16 protein-coding genes are annotated in these 15018 nt (G+C 42.8%); 12 read left to right on the top strand and 4 right to left on the bottom strand.

Translation table 11 applies throughout. The annotated features are described in order from the left end of the window. Positions 1-76: 76 nt before the first annotated feature. A complete protein-coding gene (locus EGN73_RS08605) occupies positions 77-919 on the bottom strand; it encodes a hypothetical protein (RefSeq protein WP_219288343.1) in 843 nt (280 codons plus the stop codon). A gap of 183 nt (positions 920-1102) precedes the next feature. Here EGN73_RS08605 and EGN73_RS08600 point away from each other — a divergent pair, with 183 nt between their 5' ends. Next, positions 1103-1363: a hypothetical protein gene (locus EGN73_RS08600; protein ID WP_219288342.1), complete on the top strand. Its 261-nt coding sequence runs from the start codon at positions 1103-1105 to the stop codon at positions 1361-1363. A 22-nt stretch (positions 1364-1385) separates the two neighbouring features. Here EGN73_RS08600 and EGN73_RS08595 read toward each other — a convergent pair whose 3' ends face one another. After that, positions 1386-2102, bottom strand: coding sequence for a pyridoxine 5'-phosphate synthase (locus EGN73_RS08595; RefSeq protein ID WP_219288340.1), 717 nt, complete (start codon positions 2100-2102; stop codon positions 1386-1388). Between the two features lie 61 nt (positions 2103-2163). Between EGN73_RS08595 and EGN73_RS08590 the strand changes: the two genes are divergently transcribed. The 11 genes from EGN73_RS08590 (at position 2164) to trxA (ending at position 11454) form a co-directional block, all read left to right on the top strand. Continuing rightward, the gene (locus EGN73_RS08590) at positions 2164-2613 is read left to right on the top strand and encodes a GatB/YqeY domain-containing protein (protein ID WP_219288338.1); all 450 of its coding nucleotides are present in this window, start codon (positions 2164-2166) and stop codon (positions 2611-2613) included. Between the two features lie 20 nt (positions 2614-2633). Continuing rightward, the gene (locus tag EGN73_RS08585; RefSeq protein ID WP_343207098.1) at positions 2634-3170 is read left to right on the top strand and encodes a CvpA family protein; all 537 of its coding nucleotides are present in this window, start codon (positions 2634-2636) and stop codon (positions 3168-3170) included. Continuing rightward, positions 3154-3759: an anthranilate synthase component II gene (locus tag EGN73_RS08580; RefSeq protein ID WP_219288334.1), complete on the top strand. Its 606-nt coding sequence runs from the start codon at positions 3154-3156 to the stop codon at positions 3757-3759. The genes EGN73_RS08585 and EGN73_RS08580 overlap by 17 nt, the downstream gene beginning before the upstream one ends. 72 nt (positions 3760-3831) lie before the next feature. After that, a complete protein-coding gene (locus EGN73_RS08575) occupies positions 3832-4497 on the top strand; it encodes a CBS domain-containing protein (RefSeq protein WP_219288332.1) in 666 nt (221 codons plus the stop codon). Between the two features lie 10 nt (positions 4498-4507). Beyond that, positions 4508-5377, top strand: coding sequence for an NAD kinase (locus tag EGN73_RS08570; protein ID WP_219288331.1), 870 nt, complete (start codon positions 4508-4510; stop codon positions 5375-5377). Positions 5378-5528: 151 nt separating this feature from the next. Then, positions 5529-6281: a type IX secretion system protein PorG gene (gene porG, locus EGN73_RS08565; protein WP_219288329.1), complete on the top strand. Its 753-nt coding sequence runs from the start codon at positions 5529-5531 to the stop codon at positions 6279-6281. A gap of 84 nt (positions 6282-6365) precedes the next feature. Next, a complete protein-coding gene (uppS, locus tag EGN73_RS08560) occupies positions 6366-7109 on the top strand; it encodes an undecaprenyl pyrophosphate synthase (RefSeq protein ID WP_219288327.1) in 744 nt (247 codons plus the stop codon). Further along, positions 7109-9811 (top strand): BamA/OMP85 family outer membrane protein, encoded by a 2703-nt coding sequence (locus tag EGN73_RS08555; protein WP_219288324.1) that lies wholly within the window; start codon positions 7109-7111, stop codon positions 9809-9811. The genes uppS and EGN73_RS08555 overlap by 1 nt, the downstream gene beginning before the upstream one ends. A gap of 2 nt (positions 9812-9813) precedes the next feature. Next, entirely contained in the window at positions 9814-10344 is a 531-nt protein-coding gene (locus EGN73_RS08550) for an OmpH/Skp family outer membrane protein (protein ID WP_425515021.1), read from the top strand. A 21-nt stretch (positions 10345-10365) separates the two neighbouring features. Then, on the top strand, positions 10366-10905 hold the full coding sequence (locus EGN73_RS08545) for an OmpH/Skp family outer membrane protein (protein ID WP_219288321.1): 540 nt from the start codon (positions 10366-10368) through the stop codon (positions 10903-10905). A 243-nt stretch (positions 10906-11148) separates the two neighbouring features. Beyond that, a complete protein-coding gene (gene trxA / locus EGN73_RS08540; protein ID WP_219288319.1) occupies positions 11149-11454 on the top strand; it encodes a thioredoxin in 306 nt (101 codons plus the stop codon). 55 nt (positions 11455-11509) lie between these two features. Here the strand turns inward: trxA and EGN73_RS08535 are convergent, their stop codons facing one another. Both EGN73_RS08535 and EGN73_RS08530 read right to left on the bottom strand, forming a co-directional pair. Next, on the bottom strand, positions 11510-13258 hold the full coding sequence (locus tag EGN73_RS08535; protein ID WP_219288317.1) for a M14 family metallopeptidase: 1749 nt from the start codon (positions 13256-13258) through the stop codon (positions 11510-11512). Positions 13259-13271: 13 nt separating this feature from the next. Further along, positions 13272-14882 carry a M14 family metallopeptidase gene (locus EGN73_RS08530; RefSeq protein ID WP_219288315.1) on the bottom strand — a complete coding sequence of 537 codons (1611 nt, stop codon included), beginning with the start codon at positions 14880-14882 and terminating at the stop codon, positions 13272-13274. Positions 14883-15018: the final 136 nt, after the last annotated feature.

The following is a 15018-nucleotide window of genomic DNA, read 5'->3' as shown; positions in this document are numbered from 1 at the left end:
TTATTTCAGATACTTCTGGATATTCCTTACATCTTTATCGGGATTGACTCAGAAAAACCAAAGATTTAGAAAAAGGTCATTTTTGCAACATTACAGCCCTATGGTCTCTAGTATAATAAGTGAAACCAAACAATGTCTCGTTTACTTCTTTCACAATCCTTTTGACAGTAACCACTGTTATGAAAAGTGAGTCCTGTTCTGTTGGTATTGCCTGTTGATTATGAAACAGGTCTTCCCCTTTGATTTCAAAAGCATTTTCTTGGGGCAGCAAAGCATAGTTTATAGAACCGAAGTTTCTTAAATTATCCGGATTAAGATTGCTTTTAGGAATTACATTCAGTTGTAGAAAAACTGAATCCATTTCATTATCCTTTTGAAATCGGATAACATTATTGCCTTCTAATTTTAAAACCGGATCATAATCGGTTATCAAAGCCGGTTTTGGTAGTTGATCAAATTTCAGTATAAACTTCTTGGCTTTTTTCAGATCAATAAACTCCCATTCAAAATAACCGGGAATGCGTACCTTCCCTTTGAAATTCCAAGCCCCAGTCAACCTGTACTCTTCATAATCGCAGTTTGTTTCGCCATTTCGGCACATGGCATACCCATTTACTTTGAAGTTGGCTCCTGAGTGATTTACCATACTGCTAAACCTTTCCCTATTCGTAAAAAGCCTGGTCTCTCCATCACTACCTAAGAGAGCGCCTTCCGTATAGTAAAATTTAGCCTCAGTATGCATGTCCCAAGCGAATGCAGGGGGAACCTCTATATCAGATTCCCTTACAAAAATCACCTCTTCACTCAGGTCCTCTAATGCAGGATAAAAAGATTCCGGAAGCTGTTGTTCCAACTCTTCCGTTTGGTCACAAGATCCAAAAACAAATAAGGCTAGGATCAAAACAATGCAATTTCTCATTCTAAATACTTTTGCTACAAAAGTAAATATTTAAATTAATTTTTATGTTTTTCCTATTTATAAATTCAATAATAACACTAAAAAACATTGAAATTTTCAAAACCTCTATTCGAATTTTATGATAGGGCTTGCATGGTTTAGACCAATCAACTATATTACCAGAGAGATTTTAATTTTGGAACAATGACAGGCGGAATAGGATTTTCAGGGCAGGGAAAAGAATCATTCAAGCAAAACCGTGATCTCAGGATTGCCAGACCGGGCCTGAAAGACAACCCGTATGCCCCCCATAAAAAAGTATCTACCAAGGAAGCCAACAGTAAATTCGACGAACTAAAGGCCTGGAAAAAAGAAGAGGAAAAGCATAAAAAACACATCAAAATAATGGTTTATCTAGGTTTTTTCCTCCTATTGATTACAGTTTTGGTTTTGGCTGTAATGTGACAATCCGTGTTTTCTCTGCTTTTTACAACTCTAATTGCCTTCTGTACATCTGAATGGTATTTTCCAACCCAAAGTACAGGGCATCACATACCAAAGCATGCCCTATGGATACTTCCTCCAAAAAAGGTATACTTTCTTTGAGAAACCGGAGATTGTGCAGATCGAGATCATGCCCTGCATTCAGCCCCAGTCCAAGATCCCTTGCAAGAAGTGCCACTTCAATATATGGAGCCACGGACTTTTGCCTGTCTTCATGATATCCGGAAGCATAGGGTTCCGTGTACAGCTCTACCCTGTCCGTCCCGGTCTCTTTGGCTGGCTCAAAATACCTGGATTCGGGATTGATAAAAATTGAAACCCTGGTTCCATAACTCTTCAATTCCGCTACTATATCCTTTAGCATTTCTTTGTGCGAAATAGTATCCCAGCCTGTATTGGAAGTGATCGCATTGGGTGGGTCAGGAACAAGTGTAGCTTGGGCAGGTCTTACAGTTTTGACCAGTTCCATAAATCTTTTGTCAGGATACCCTTCAATGTTGAATTCTGTGGTCACCACAGAAGCTAAGTCCAGTACATCCTGTTTTGTAATATGTCTCTCGTCCGGTCTGGGATGAACAGTAATCCCCTGTGCTCCAAATCTCTCAGCATCTAAAGCTACTTTTACCACATCCGGATTATTCGCACCCCGGGCATTTCTCAAGGTGGCAATTTTGTTAATATTTACACTCAGTTTGGTCATGTTCCTAAAATAAAAGATAATTTTGTGACAAATTTACACCTATAACACAAAGAACAAGAGAATGAGTTTAAAGGCAAGTGTAGAAAGTGAAATCAAAAAGGCCATGCTGGCCAAAGACAAAGACAGACTAAGAGCTCTTAGGGCCATTAAGTCTTTGATTTTGTTGGAAGAAACCAAAGGAGGAGCTGCGGAGCAACTTTCTGAAGAGGAAGAGCTGAAGTTATTGACCAAAGCTGCAAAACAGCGTAAAGATTCCGCTGATATTTATAAGCAGCAAAACAGAGAGGACCTTTATGCCGTGGAAATGGCTGAACTGGATATCATCAATGAATTTCTTCCCAAGCAACTGAGTGAGGAAGAGCTTGAGGCTGAATTGAAAAAAATCATTGCCGAGACAGGTGCTGAGGGCCCCAAAGATATGGGTAAAGTAATGGGTGCTGCTACTAAGGCACTGGCAGGAAAAGCTGATGGAAAAGCGATTTCCACAAAAGTAAAATCACTTCTTTCCTAATCATTGGCAAATTGGGGGCATTGGACATCGTCATATTGGTTTTTTGCATCCTTGGAGCATACAGCGGCTATAGACAGGGGCTTTTTATAAGCATCCTTTCTATAGTTGCTTTTATCTTGGCGGTGATTGTAGCTTTTCATTTTATGGACTGGGGAGCACAGCTGTTGGCCTCCAGGGTGGATGAGATGACTTTCCTTCTCCCCTTTATCGCTTTCATACTGATATTTCTGGGAGTGATCATGATTATTAGAGGCTTGGCCTTTTTGGTCAAAAAAACACTGGATTTCACCATTCTAGGCTCTGTAGACAGTATTGCCGGGGCATTGTTGGGCATTGTCAAAACAGCCTTTATTTTAAGCCTTTTTATCTGGATTGCCGACTCATTTGAGTTCAGCTTGACAGAAGATTGGAAAAACGACTCCAAATCCTACGCTTGGATACAGCCCATAGCCCCTGCTGTCATCACTGCCATGGACCAATACACACCAATCATCAGAGAAACTGTGGCCAGTATCCAACAAATCGTAAAATCTACACCCGATGGTTTTATTGATTGACAACTTTGATTCTTTTTCTCATATACTGGCAGATTACCTACGTCAGCTTGGACTTGAACTGGAAATTGTCCGCAACGACATTTCTATAGAGGAGCTTAAAACCCATGACTATGATGCTCTGATACTTTCTCCTGGCCCCGGAACTCCTTCCACTTCAGGGCAGCTCATGGAAATTTTGGCATATTTTTCAGACAAGATCCCCGTTTTAGGCATTTGCCTGGGACATCAGGCAATAGGAGAGTTTTTTGGTGCCCGGCTTCAGAAAGGCAAAAATCCTGTTCATGGAAAAGTACATACAATCCATCAGACCGGAAATCATCGGCTGTTGAAGAGTTTACCTGATTCCTTTATGGTAACCCGATACCACTCGCTAGTCCTTTCAGAACTGCCTGAATGTCTTGAAGTGATTTTGGAAACCGAATCCTCAGAAATCATGGCCTTTGTCCACAAAGAGTTGCCCATCATGGGCATTCAGTATCATCCTGAAGCACACCTCACGGAATTTGGTAAAGAAATCATCCAACACTGGCTTGACCATTCCAAGACCTTTGACAAAAATCTCCTACTTGAGGGAACTGCAAACTATTGATTCACCGAAAACTAAACCCTTGACGCCATTTTGGGGTTTTATATTTCAGATTCAATTTAATATCTTTAGCAAATGCAGGCATACGAATTCATCAACAATTTGATTCCTCCCTTGAAAACCAACGACAAGGCAAAAATGGCTTTGTCATGGATGGAAGAAATCAGGACCAATGTATTGCCTGTAGTCAAAGAGGGCAGGTTTTTGGGTTTTGTGTCAGATGACCTGATCTATACCCGCAACAGCCCGGAACTGAGCATCGGTGATTTCGAACTTGAATCCCCTGCATGTTTTGTCTACCTCGATAAGCATATCTATGATGTGATCAAAGTGGCTTCAGAATATGGCATCAACATGGTGGGAGTAGTTGACCGGGACAACCAATACCTTGGAGTAGTGACCATGGAAGATGCCATTGGCGCTTTTGCAGACACACTTTCCATCCAATCCCGCGGAGCCGTATTGGTCTTGTCCATGTTTATGACCGACTACAGCCTTTTTGAAATCGCCCGAATAGTAGAAACTGAAAATGCCAAAATACTCAGCAGCTTCATTTCAAATGACCCCTTGGATGACAGCAAAATCAAGCTGACCTTAAAATTGGACCAAACCGAACTTAGGCATATCAAAGCCACCTTGGAAAGATTTGGGTACAGAATCATAGACCATTATCAGGAAGAAGCCGGGGTTAGTGAAGAAAAAGACAGGATAGGTAACCTTTTGAGATTTTTGGATATATAAACCACAGCACATGAATATCTGCCTTCATGGAATAAATCTTCAGAAGGAGTTTGTTCCATTTATAGAATTGCTCATAAAAAGTTTGCAAAACCGGGATGCTGGGATTTTTTGTACCGAAAAATTCAGCAAATCCCTTCAGAGGCTCAACATCAAAGCACAATTAAAGGAAATCGGGAAAGATGAATTCAGTCAAATGGATTTTATCTTCTCTGTCGGAGGGGACGGTACTCTTCTCGACACGGTGACTTTCATAGGCAATTCAGAAGTCCCTGTACTTGGAATCAATACCGGAAGACTTGGGTTTTTGGCTACCGTAGCAAAGGAAAACATAGAAGGTGCCATTTCAGATTTATTTGATGGTCAGTATACCATAGAATCCAGGGCTGTATTGGAAATGCATGCATCCAGGCAGGTATTTAACGGGGCCAATTTTGCCCTCAATGAATTTACCATACACAAAAGAGATACATCATCCATGATCACTGTCCATACCTACATTGATGGACAGTACCTCAATAGCTATTGGGCAGATGGCTTGATTGTGTCCACTCCCACAGGTTCTACAGGCTATTCCTTAAGCTGTGGAGGACCGCTGATCACTCCCGGCGCAAGAAATTTTGTCATCACGCCAGTGAGTCCGCACAACCTCAACGTCCGGCCTATTGTAGTATCAGATGAGTCAGAGATTTCATTCCGCATTGAAGGTCGCTCTGAAAAATTCCTGATTTCCTTAGACTCCAGGTCCACCGCTATAGATGCTTCGGTAGAACTCAAAGTGAGAAAAGCCCCTTTCAGCGCCAAATTGGTGAAGTTTTCCAAGTACAATTATTTCGATACCCTGAGACAAAAATTAAATTGGGGCTTTGACATGAGAAATTGATAGAATTTTCTGAGATTAATCCCTAAGTTTGGCTGTCGGTTTGGGATCAGAATTGTGAATCCCTCAAAGCTTGTTAAACTTAACAAAAATTAACCCTGCGAATACTAGGGACGGTTTTGATATCGTTTACTACTTCATAAATTGCAACGTCTTGAAAAAAGTCAATTACCTGGTTGGTGTACTTACAGTCTTCTTTTTCCTTTACGGATCGGGGACAGACCAAGAAGCGAAAGCTCAACAGTATGATTTCGGAGGAGGATTGGGTGTAGCCGCCTACTCCGGAGAGATTGTAAGGAGATTGGATCAGGGAAAGGTCGGACTTCAAGGGACGTTATTTGGCAGACGAAATTTTGACAATGTTTGGTCACTGAGGGCCGGACTTTCATTTGGTAGGATATCCGCAGCAGATTCTGTAACAAGGCTGGATCCGGCAGCTGTCTACAGAGACGCGGGATTTAAAGGAAATGTATGGGAAGCATCAGCAGTGATGGAGTACCACTTTCTGGACTTTACCCATCCCCAGGCACAGTTTAGGTTTTCCCCATATGGCTTTTTTGGCCTTGGAGTAACTTACTACAGTGCAGAAGGACAGGCATACTTTGGAGATCCGGAAGCCGGAAGTTATTCCCTCACCACTCCTGTGATTCCATTTGGTGCTGGAGTAAAGTACCGCTTGACAGACCGGTGGACCTTAGCTGCAGAGCTAGGTTTCAGGGCCACCTTTACCGACCTCCTGGACAAAATAGACGGTTCACTCCCTAGTATCCCAAGGTTTCAGGACCCCAATAATCCAAGTCAGCCATTTGGCAACAATACAGGCAATTACAGCGACAAAGATTGGTACTATTTTTTGGGTGTGACAATCAGCTATTCTATCAGTTCCGTGAAATGCTATGCCTATTAATTAATTGAGCAATAGGTTAGATTATTGAAAAAGAAATAGCATTTTTGTACCTCCAAAAACGGGAATGAATCCTTAACTCAAGGAATGAAGGAATTATTAGACAGGAACAATATCCCCCAGCATATCGCAATTATCATGGATGGAAATGGGCGTTGGGCCCAGAAGAAAGGAGCGATGAGGGTATTCGGTCACAGAAATGCACTTACCGCAGTACGTGAATCCATAGAAATGGCCACCGAACTGGGAGTCAAACACCTCACACTTTACGCATTTTCCACTGAAAACTGGGCAAGGCCTCAGGACGAAATCAATGCCCTGATGGAAATTCTGGTCAATTCTATCATCAAAGAAGTACCTTCTATGATGGAAAACAACATCACGCTGTCTTCGATCGGTGATATTGCCTCACTGCCAAAAGGCGCACAAGAGAAACTCCAGGAAGCTTACGAGACAACCAAGAACAATACTGGTCTTACGGTATATCTCGCATTGAGTTATTCAGGCAGATGGGAGTTGCAGCAGGCCATGAAAAACATTGCAAAAAAAGTAGTCGATGGTCAATTGGACATTGAAAATATTTCGCAAGCGGAAATCGCTGCAAATTTGAATACAAAAAATATCCCTGATCCGGAACTCCTGATCAGGACAAGCGGGGAACTGAGAATCAGTAATTTCCTGCTTTGGCAACTGGCTTACTCAGAGCTGTATTTTACAGAAGTACTGTGGCCGGACTTTAGAAAAGAACACCTGGTGGAAGCCATCCTCGATTACCAAAAAAGGGAAAGAAGATTCGGTAAAACCGGTGCTCAAATTAAATCAAAAGGTTGATGAAAAGAAGTACGATTATCCTTTTTCTGTTGATGATGACAGGTATGGCTGAGGCCCAGATCAGGTTGGGACAAAGCCGTTTTCAAAGTGCCAGGCCTGTCGATATCATGGAGCTTAACTATTCCAAGCCTCAGAAATTCAGGATTGCAGAAATAAAAGCTGTGGGTTTGTCAACTTTGGATGAGGTTGCTGTCATTTCTTTGTCAGGTCTCCGCGTAGATGATCAGATCTCCGTTCCGGGAGATGCCATTTCGGGAGCACTGAAAAAACTCTGGGGACAGGGAATTATCGGAGATGTCAAAATCCTCGTGACCAAAATAGAAGGTGATGACATATATCTACTTTTGGAACTTACTGAAAGACCGAGATTTAGCCGGGTTGAATTTTCCGGAGTAAACAAAACCCAGGAAGGCGAGCTCAAAGACAAAATCAAAATCCGGGGACGGGTAGTCAGGGATGATGTACTGGCAACTTCTCAAAGAAATATCCGCCAATATTTTGTGGATAAAGGATTCTTGAATACCGAAGTCAAAGTCCTCCAGGAAAGGGACACCACCCTTCCCAATAGCGTGAAAATCCGCTTTGACGTAGATAGAAAATCCAAAGTCAAAATCAATGAAGTATTGGTCTACGGTAACGAGGAAATTCCCGACAAAAGAGTAAAAGGTAAGCTGAAGAATACCAAAGAGCACCCAAGACTTCATTTCTTCAGGGAGATGGCCTCACGCATTACCAATACCACTCCACAAACAGCCAAGGAAGCCATTGTCTACCGTAATCCGGTTACCGAAGAAGAGATTAGAAGGTACATTAACAAGAATTTTAAACTTAATTTCTTCAATGCATCTAAATTCGTAGCCAAGGACTTTAGAGAAGATAAAGACAACCTGATCAGCTTCTACAATTCCAGAGGCTTTAGAGATGCGGAGATTTTGGCAGATTCCACTTACAGGCACTCTGACAACACCATCAACGTGGCCATAAGCCTGGAAGAAGGCCGGAAATACTACTATAGAAACATCACCTTTGTGGGCAATTACCTACATGAAGACGAGGTACTGATGTCCCGTCTGAGAATTGAAAAGGGAGATGTATACAACAAGGAAAAGTTGCAGCAGAGGCTGAACTATGACCCTCAGAAAGGTGATGATGTAAGTTCACTTTACCAGGATGACGGATACCTCTTCTTCAATATCGACCCGGTAGAAGTCATGGTACAGGGAGATTCCATTGATTTGGAAATGAGAATATTTGAAGGACCTCAGGTAACAGTAAATTCTGTCAACATACAGGGCAATGAAAGGACTTCGGACCACGTAGTAATGCGTGAGATCAGGATTTTACCTGGACAAAAATTCAACAGAAGCCTTTTGGTAAGGACAATCAGGGAACTTTCCCAGCTGGGTTATTTTGATCCGGAAAAAATAGAGCCTGACATGAGGCCAAACTTTGAGGATGCTACAGTAGACATTACTTTCATCTTGGAAGAAAGACCCAATGACCAGATCGAACTCTCTGGTGGTTGGGGAGGATTCTTCGGATTTGTAGGTACCGTCGGACTTGTTTTCAATAACTTCTCCATCAAAAACATCGGAGACTTCTCCAAATGGAGACCACTTCCTGTAGGAGATGGACAGAAACTTTCTCTAAGGGTACAGGCGAATGGTAGGACCTTCCAGAACTATTCTGTATCCTTGACCGAACCTTGGTTTGGTGGCAAGAAACCAAATGCGCTTAGTTTTAGCTTTAACCATTCCGTACAAAGGCAGATTGACTTCAGGGACATGACCACCGTGCAAGGCGCCTTCAGGATTACAGGAGCTACCTTAGGATTGTCCAAAAGGGTAACTTGGCCAGATGATTACTTTATGGTCAGCCACTCGCTACAGTATCAAGTGTATGACTTCGACAGGTTTGGTGAGTTCTTCGGATTGAGCTACAATACCGGTAGGGCCAATAGCTTTACCTTCAACAATACCATTGCCAGAAACAACATTGACAATCCAATCTATCCAAGATTGGGGTCCAATATCTCATTGGCAACCTCATTTACGCCGCCTTATGCCACATTGAACCAAAACATTGACAGGGAATCTCCTGATGAGGAAAGATTCAATTGGCTGGAATACCACAAATGGATGTTAGATGCGACTTTCTACACACCTGTATTCGGATCATCCAAATGGGTGATCAGCGCGAGAACCCACATGGGCTTCCTGGGCAGCTATGGCGAAAGAATCGGGATGATTCCATTAGAAAGATTTGTATTGGGTGGAGATGGAATGAACTTCAACAACTTCGCTCTCGGACAGGAAATTATAGGTTTGAGAGGATATGAAAACCAGGCGATCACTCCCGGGAGTTTCGAAAGAAGACAAGGAATTTCGGGTGTTCCTTTTGGTGGAGTCGTATACAACAAACATGTTATGGAGCTTAGGTTCCTGGTATCTCCAAACCCTTCCGCCACCATATTCCTTTTGGGATTTGCTGAGGCGGGTAACAACTGGGGAAGCTATGCAGATTACAATCCATACAACTTGAAAAAGTCAGCAGGTGTGGGTGCCAGGATATTTATGCCGGCATTCGGACTCTTAGGACTTGACTGGGGATATGGCTTTGATTCGTTGGAAGACATCAACCCCTCACTTAGAGGAAGATCAGGTGCCCAGTTCCACTTTACCATTGGTCAGCAATTCAGATAATGATGCATAAATCATTTAAATTGTTAATTTTGTCCGTCTTATTTGGAAGCTGGCTCTGTTCATATCAGGCAGAGGCCCAGACATTCGGGTATGTTGACTCCGAATTTCTCCTGAACAAACATCCTGACTACAAGCTCGTACAAGATGAATTGGAGGCCTTAAAAGACCAGTGGAAAAAAGAGGCACAAAATTTGGATCAAGAGATCAAAGAAATGAGAGCAAGTCTCAAAGCCGAGGAGGTCTTATTGACAGAAGAAATGTATCAGGAGCGCCTGGAAGCCATCAGGGAAAAGGAAAAAGAAGCGGTGGCCTTCAATAACAGGGTATTTGGTATCAATGGCCAATACTACCAAAAACAAATGGAACTGATGCAGCCTTTACAATCAAAGATCTTTGATGCCATTGACAAAGTCTGCAAGAGATTCAGGCTGGCAGTCCTGTTTGACAAAGCTGCCGGACCGACCATGATCTACACAGACCCCAGGCATGATTATTCGGAGTTTGTTCTCCAAGAATTAGGTATTGAAAACTAAATATTAAAAATAGAACCAAAAATGATGAAAGTAAAAGTTGTCCTTTCCGCAATCGCTTTGTTTTGCATAGGATTTGTTGCCCAGGCACAGGATTTAAAAATTGGTTATACCAATGTGGAATTGATCATGGACCTGATGCCGGAAATGGAGCAGATTGGTGCTGATATTCAGGATTACCAATCCCAGCTTCAGACCAACATACAGACGAAGGCCCAGGATTTCCAAAGAAAAGTACAGGCTTATGAGCAATCCGCCCAGACGATGACTGAAGATGCCAGAAACCAAAAGGTGCAGGAACTTCAGAAGTTGCAGCAGGAAGTTCAGAAATATGAGCAGGATGCTCAAGTTTCTTACCAAAGAAAACTTCAGGAGCTTTTGGAGCCTGTTCAGGAAAAAGTATTCAACGCCATCAATGCAGTAGCAGCAGAGAACAATTACACCCATGTATTCTCTGAAACTGCCGGAAACGCCCCTGTATTGTTGTACACCAGAGACGATGACAAATTCACCGAATTGGTTTTGACCAAATTGGGAATTGAAATACCTGCGAGACAGCAGTAGAATTTAAAATATTTAACTTGATAGCTGCAATCGTACCACTATTGATTAGAAATGTAATTTTATAGATTCAGATACTCATTGATATTGGATCCGCCTCGACGGACAAGTTATTAATAGATACTAATTCTGATCATCGACTACTTTCTTTAAAGAAATCAGGTGTATTAAGATTTCAGAAAGTCAAAATAATTAAAAACCTGTATTCGGAAAGGATGCAGGTTTTTTTAATTGACCTAATCTTATATGTCAAAGAAGAAATTAAAAGACATCATAAAATCTCCGGGAGAAGCGGTATTGGTAGACTTCTATGCCGACTGGTGCGCTCCTTGCCAGACGATGACACCTATTTTGGAAGAAACACTGCATGAACTGGGCGGAAAGATCAAGCTCTACAAACTGAACGTGGACAAAAATCCCCAGGCAAGTCTACAGTTTGGGGTAAGGTCTATTCCTCATTTTATTCTGTTCAAAAACGGAAAAATTCTCTGGAGAAAAGGTGGCTATATGACCAAAAGAGATTTGCTTCAATCCCTCAGGGGCTTTGTATAGGCAAAAAAAACCGCTGGCAAAACCAGCGGTGTTTAATTGTATTTATTCCATTTTTTTACTTTTTCCAGCTTGCTTTTCCTCCTTTTTCGGAATCCACATTGATGCTGTAGTTTCCTCCTCCTGAGATGATCCACCTTACCTTGACTGCTCCCATTCCAGGAATATTGTCCACATGGATTTTCTCGGGATCTACCTTCTGTTCTTTATACTTTTTGAAATCCTCGCTTTCCACTACAAATCCCGCCACTACTTTAGCACCGGAAATACTTACATAATCAGGTCTAGCTATCTTGTATTTTAGGTCCTGACTGGAATGGGTAGGAATCAAACGCTCATTGTAAACAGTAGCAACCACTTCTTTCAATCCACCACCCAAATCAGTTTCCTTCACATCAGAAACGGACAGCTTGGGCGTATGGTACCCATGAAGAATGGTAAAGGCAGAATTCCTATGGGCGTCCTGCTCCATCAAAAATCCCGGATGCAAACGTCCAAAATTCTTTTTGAACCCACCAATTTCAATTCTTCCGTACTGTGGATGGTCATATTCCTCCCAATCTACAAAGGCATCACCAAAGGTAAGGTACCTGTCGACCTTCATCTGTTCGTCCTGATTGTTGCGGCCGGCATTTTCATGGAAATACAGATAAGAGGTCATTAGCTCATTGGAATAAGTAAATATACCTCTGCCACCGTAGAACCAGTCCAGCTGACCACCAAACACTGAATAAAGGTCTTTATAGACCACAAGGTATTTGTATCCCGGCATAAACTCTTCGCCTTTTTTGGCTATAGCATCATAAATCCTCACATCCGAAGCATTATAGGTACCCAAATCCTCTTCAGCTCCCGGCCCTCTCAGGATCATTCCTCCATAATTGTGGTAGCTCTGCGCTCCGGCAATATTGGGGTGCTTCATTACAAACTCCATCACGGCCCTGTTTTCAGGTACGGAAAAAGGATATTTCCACGCTCCACGCTGTACGTAATCCGGCTGCCAGTTCCAGCCCCAATCTCTGTTGGGATCATAATAGCCGATTCCGTCCTCATTTACTTCTCCGTCACCATCTCTGTCTATACCTTCATAACCCAGCATTTCGTATTCTCCCTGCTCATCGGCAGCGACCATAATCAACTTTCGTGGATCCATCTGATCCTTCACAAACCTACCGGTTGGAGATTTTCTGATCATAAAGGTGATATGTCCGTCCCCATTCAGGTCATCAAAAGGATCTTCCCCGGCCAGACCATCGCCATCATTATCAAGGACTATCATACCGGATCTCGGAGAGTTCTGGGTGTTGGCCTCTTTGATAAAATAATCGTGAGCATCAGGGTTGATGGTTGGAGCGATATAGAAGGTCTTGTCTTTCAGCAATTCTGTGATAAAATCCAGGTCTCCGTACATTTCAGCCAAGTACCAAGCTGTATATAGGGTAAATTCGGTACCCTGTATTTCATTGGAGTGGATGTTGCCATCTATCCACATGGCAGGTTTTTCATCTGCTTTTCCATGATTGAAATCCGTCACGGTCAGTACCCATATATCATTGCCCTGATAGGACTTTCCTATACTTTCCAATTTGACCAAATTCGGGTGCTTTTTGGCCATGTCCTTCATGATTTCCTCTAGGGCAAGGTTGGTGTGGTACCTGTTCCAGGAAACCTGCACTTTGGGATTATGGGGAGTACCCAAAGCCCTGAAGTACCTGTCCTGAGCCACCTGCGCATCGGATGTGTGAACGGACCCGATACTGATTGCCGCTCCTAAAGCAGCTGTATATATCCAATTTTTTAATTTCATTGTCGTGTTGGTTTTAGAGTTTCACATTCAAAGTTGCAATACCCATATGTGCGGCACCAGCTTTGATTTCCACATTTCCGGATCCTTTCACTATCCAGCTCAGTGTTGTTTTTTCAAAAGCTCCCAACTTGTCTATCAACTTGATTTTATCTCCGGAAAGAATATCCTTTTTATCCCTATTGATATCTACACGGAGTTTTCTTAACCACCTGGATTTTTCTCCCATCTCAGTATGCGTCGGCAAGGGAGAATTGTTATAAAGGTCTGCTGTGATCCTTGTCAGCCCATTTCCGAGTTTTTCGGTCTGTACATTATGAAATTCCAGCTTAGGACTCATTTCAGCCAATTTCAAAATGAATTCCGTATGCTCTTCGGCAATACCTCCTACCTGATCAAAAGGAGGATTGTACATGACAAATGGCTTAACACCACCTACTTCAACTTTTTGGTTGGGCAGGTCAGGATGTGACACTTCAGTCCAAGGCACAAAGGCATCTATTTTATTTTGAGCGGCCCAAGCCAGAAAATTGGCTTCCGGATTGGAGGTGGATTTGCCTTCTTCGTCTTTCACCTCAGGTACCCACCAGCCGGGGGTGCTGAAGCTCAATCTTCCAAAATGGAAATATACCCATTGGAAAAAGTCCCCATCCGTTCCTTGATTGTTTTGGTTGAATGCTTTTTGGGATACGGTCTTGTTGTACATTTCAGAGACCATACTATTGATGGCTACATCTTTTTCCAACATGGAGGTGATGATTCTCTTCTTGGCATCTGCTGCATTGTATTTCAGTGGGGCCGAAAGGTTGTTTGCCGGGCTGAAAGTCACAAAGGCAAAAATATTCCACTGCTCAAAAAGGTAATCCAGCAAAGCCCTGCTTTCAGCCTCTGATACCGCAAAGTCTCCGGCAAGAGGAGTAAAGATCGGAAACTTATACGTCTGGTTCCTGTTGAACGCTATGCCTTCTTCCAGGTCTTCCCCGAACTTGCCATCCTTATCTTTGTCCCTGCTTTCTGGGTATACCAAATAGCTTCCTTTTTGCCCTTTGGAAACATCGGCTTTGACCATTACACGATCATCCTGCTCATGTGGCATATAGTCGCCCATGGGGCTTTCCACCCGCATCATGGTGATCAGTCCGTCATTGTTGAGGTCTACGTAGCCGTCCTCGGAAACCCTACCGTCTCTGTCATGGTCCACCTTGGAAGCATTGCCTCTTCTTTCATATTTTAAGGAAGCATGGTACTGCTCATAGGCATCAGGAGACATATTTGGAAAAACATAAAAAGTGTTTTTTTCCAATGCGGCATCGTGATCTTTGACAAGCTTCTCTGCAAACTGGAGTGCCAATTCCACGCTGAGCACATGAAATCCCTCTGCCCCGCCTACTACAGCGATACCGGGCTTATTGTCCATGTCTCCTTTACCGATTTTCAGCACCCATACATCCTTCCCACCTGCTGTCTTGGTGAGGGATTCCAGGCTGGCATTACTGCTTCCCGCTACAGCCTGAAGCCTTTGGGTAACCTGGCTCAAGGTGGGGTAATCCCCCTGCGCCAGTGTGGCTGACTGGACAGAAAACAGCATTCCTGCCCCAGCTACCAGTGATAAATACATTTTCTTCATAAAGAATTTAAGGTTTAGTTCTGAAGTCTAATTCAGGCTTGGGTGTACCTGATAGAAAGCCTAATGTTACAAAAAAAAGGCTGACAAATAAAAACGCTTGGGAAGTAACGATGCTGTGGATTTTGAATGGTACCAA

Origin of the sequence: Arthrospiribacter ruber, from assembly GCF_019343195.1 — a bacterium.
Classification (GTDB): domain Bacteria; phylum Bacteroidota; class Bacteroidia; order Cytophagales; family Cyclobacteriaceae; genus Arthrospiribacter; species Arthrospiribacter ruber.
The sequence above is the reverse complement of the archived record's forward strand: the minus strand, read 5'-3'. Positions and strand labels throughout refer to the sequence as shown.